The organism is Streptococcus intestinihominis (genome assembly GCF_046824975.1).
Lineage (GTDB): Bacteria > Bacillota > Bacilli > Lactobacillales > Streptococcaceae > Streptococcus.
In genome coordinates, this window is the sequence record NZ_JBKQBL010000013.1 from 1 (window position 1) to 3,779 (window position 3,779).

The 3,779-nt window shown below is 49.5% G+C and carries 1 tRNA gene and 2 rRNA genes; all 3 read left to right on the top strand.

Features of this window, described 5'->3' with window-relative positions:
* Nucleotides 1-167 precede the first annotated feature (167 nt).
* Nucleotides 168-1,716: ribosomal RNA gene (locus ACLOR3_RS10595) — 16S ribosomal RNA — on the top strand.
* A gap of 53 nt (nucleotides 1,717-1,769) precedes the next feature.
* A tRNA-Ala gene (locus ACLOR3_RS10600) sits at nucleotides 1,770-1,842 on the top strand.
* A 129-nt stretch (nucleotides 1,843-1,971) separates the two neighbouring features.
* A 23S ribosomal RNA gene (locus tag ACLOR3_RS10605) occupies nucleotides 1,972-3,779 on the top strand; the annotation flags it as partial.

Sequence of the window (3,779 nt, forward strand, 5' to 3'; positions counted from 1 at the left end):
TTTCATGGTCGTGATATACTAATATAGTTGTCGCGCGAGAGCGACAAAGACCTTTGAAAACTGAACAAGACGAACCAATGTGCAGGGCGCTACAACAGAAGTTGTAGTACTGAACAATGAAAAAACAATAAATCTGTCAGTGACAGAAATGAGTGAGAACTCAAACTTTTAATGAGAGTTTGATCCTGGCTCAGGATGAACGCTGGCGGCGTGCCTAATACATGCAAGTAGAACGCTGAAGGAAGGAGCTTGCTCTTTCCGGATGAGTTGCGAACGGGTGAGTAACGCGTAGGTAACCTGCCTGGTAGCGGGGGATAACTATTGGAAACGATAGCTAATACCGCATAACAGTAGATATTGCATGATATCTGCTTGAAAGGTGCAATTGCACCACTACCAGATGGACCTGCGTTGTATTAGCTAGTTGGTGAGGTAACGGCTCACCAAGGCGACGATACATAGCCGACCTGAGAGGGTGATCGGCCACACTGGGACTGAGACACGGCCCAGACTCCTACGGGAGGCAGCAGTAGGGAATCTTCGGCAATGGACGGAAGTCTGACCGAGCAACGCCGCGTGAGTGAAGAAGGTTTTCGGATCGTAAAGCTCTGTTGTAAGAGAAGAACGAGTGTGAGAGTGGAAAGTTCACACTGTGACGGTATCTTACCAGAAAGGGACGGCTAACTACGTGCCAGCAGCCGCGGTAATACGTAGGTCCCGAGCGTTATCCGGATTTATTGGGCGTAAAGCGAGCGCAGGCGGTTAGATAAGTCTGAAGTTAAAGGCTGTGGCTTAACCATAGTACGCTTTGGAAACTGTTTAACTTGAGTGCAAGAGGGGAGAGTGGAATTCCATGTGTAGCGGTGAAATGCGTAGATATATGGAGGAACACCGGTGGCGAAAGCGGCTCTCTGGCTTGTAACTGACGCTGAGGCTCGAAAGCGTGGGGAGCAAACAGGATTAGATACCCTGGTAGTCCACGCCGTAAACGATGAGTGCTAGGTGTTGGGTCCTTTCCGGGACTCAGTGCCGCAGCTAACGCATTAAGCACTCCGCCTGGGGAGTACGACCGCAAGGTTGAAACTCAAAGGAATTGACGGGGGCCCGCACAAGCGGTGGAGCATGTGGTTTAATTCGAAGCAACGCGAAGAACCTTACCAGGTCTTGACATCCCTCTGACCGCTCTAGAGATAGAGCTTTCCTTCGGGACAGAGGTGACAGGTGGTGCATGGTTGTCGTCAGCTCGTGTCGTGAGATGTTGGGTTAAGTCCCGCAACGAGCGCAACCCCTATTGTTAGTTGCCATCATTCAGTTGGGCACTCTAGCGAGACTGCCGGTAATAAACCGGAGGAAGGTGGGGATGACGTCAAATCATCATGCCCCTTATGACCTGGGCTACACACGTGCTACAATGGCTGGTACAACGAGTCGCAAGTCGGTGACGGCAAGCTAATCTCTTAAAGCCAGTCTCAGTTCGGATTGTAGGCTGCAACTCGCCTACATGAAGTCGGAATCGCTAGTAATCGCGGATCAGCACGCCGCGGTGAATACGTTCCCGGGCCTTGTACACACCGCCCGTCACACCACGAGAGTTTGTAACACCCGAAGTCGGTGAGGTAACCTTTTAGGAGCCAGCCGCCTAAGGTGGGATAGATGATTGGGGTGAAGTCGTAACAAGGTAGCCGTATCGGAAGGTGCGGCTGGATCACCTCCTTTCTAAGGATAAGGAAACCTGCACGTTCGTCTTGTTTAGTTTTGAGAGGTCTTGTGGGGCCTTAGCTCAGCTGGGAGAGCGCCTGCTTTGCACGCAGGAGGTCAGCGGTTCGATCCCGCTAGGCTCCATTGGTGAGAGATCACCAAGGATGAACATTGAAAATTGAATATCTATATCAAATAGTAACAAGAAAATAAACCGAAAACGCTGTGAATATTTAATGAGTTTTCTAATTTTTAAAGAAATTAGGTTAATAAGGTTAAGTTAATAAGGGCGCACGGTGGATGCCTTGGCACTAGGAGCCGAAGAAGGACGTGACAAACGACGAAATGCCTCGGGGAGCTGTAAGTAAGCTTAGATCCGGGGGTGTCCGAATGGGGGAACCCAGCAGGTACTACCTGTTACCCATATCTGTTAAGGATATGAGGAGGAAGACGCAGTGAACTGAAACATCTAAGTAGCTGCAGGAAGAGAAAGCAAAAGCGATTGCCTTAGTAGCGGCGAGCGAAACGGCAGGAGGGCAAACCGAAGAGTTTACTCTTCGGGGTTGTAGGACTGCAATGTGGACTTAAAGATTATAGAAGAACTACCTGGGAAGGTAGGCCAAAGAGAGTAACAGCCTCGTATTTAAAATAGTCTTTATACCTAGCAGTATCCTGAGTACGGCGAGACACGTGGAATCTCGTCGGAATCTGGGAGGACCATCTCCCAACCCTAAATACTCCCTAGTGACCGATAGTGAACCAGTACCGTGAGGGAAAGGTGAAAAGCACCCCGGGAGGGGAGTGAAATAGAACCTGAAACCGTGTGCCTACAACAAGTTCGAGCCCGTTAATGGGTGAGAGCGTGCCTTTTGTAGAATGAACCGGCGAGTTACGATATGATGCGAGGTTAAGTTGAAGAGACGGAGCCGTAGGGAAACCGAGTCTGAATAGGGCGTCTTAGTATTATGTCGTAGACCCGAAACCATGTGACCTACCCATGAGCAGGTTGAAGGTGCGGTAAAACGCACTGGAGGACCGAACCAGGGCACGTTGAAAAGTGCTTGGATGACTTGTGGGTAGCGGAGAAATTCCAAACGAACTTGGAGATAGCTGGTTCTCTCCGAAATAGCTTTAGGGCTAGCGTCGACATTAAGATTCTTGGAGGTAGAGCACTGTTTGGGTGAGGGGTCCATCCCGGATTACCAATCTCAGATAAACTCCGAATGCCAATGAATTATGGTCGGCAGTCAGACTGCGAGTGCTAAGATCCGTAGTCGAAAGGGAAACAGCCCAGACCACCAGCTAAGGTCCCAAAATAATTGTTAAGTGGAAAAGGATGTGGGGTTGCACAGACAACTAGGATGTTAGCTTAGAAGCAGCTATTCATTCAAAGAGTGCGTAATAGCTCACTAGTCGAGTGACCCTGCGCCGAAAATGTACCGGGGCTAAAACAATTTACCGAAGCTGTGGATACCTTTAATGGTATGGTAGGAGAGCGTTCTATGTGTGAAGAAGGTATACCGTGAGGAGTGCTGGAACGCATAGAAGTGAGAATGCCGGTATGAGTAGCGAAAGACAGGTGAGAATCCTGTCCACCGTAAGACTAAGGTTTCCAGGGGAAGGCTCGTCCGCCCTGGGTTAGTCGGGACCTAAGGAGAGACCGAAAGGTGTATCCGATGGACAACAGGTTGATATTCCTGTACTAGAGTATGTAGTGATGGAGGGACGCAGTAGGCTAACTAAAGCGTGCGATTGGAAGTGCACGTCTAAGCAGTGAGGTGTGAATTGAGTTAAATGCTTAGTTCTATAACATTGAGCTGTGATGGGGAGCGAAGTTTAGTAGCGAAGTTAGTGATGTCACACTGCCAAGAAAAGCTTCTAGCGTTAAACATACTCTACCCGTACCGCAAACCGACACAGGTAGTCGAGGCGAGTAGCCTCAGGTGAGCGAGAGAACTCTCGTTAAGGAACTCGGCAAAATGACCCCGTAACTTCGGGAGAAGGGGTGCTGACTTAGGTCAGCCGCAGTGAATAGGCCCAAGCAACTGTTTATCAAAAACACAGCTCTCTGCTAAATCGTA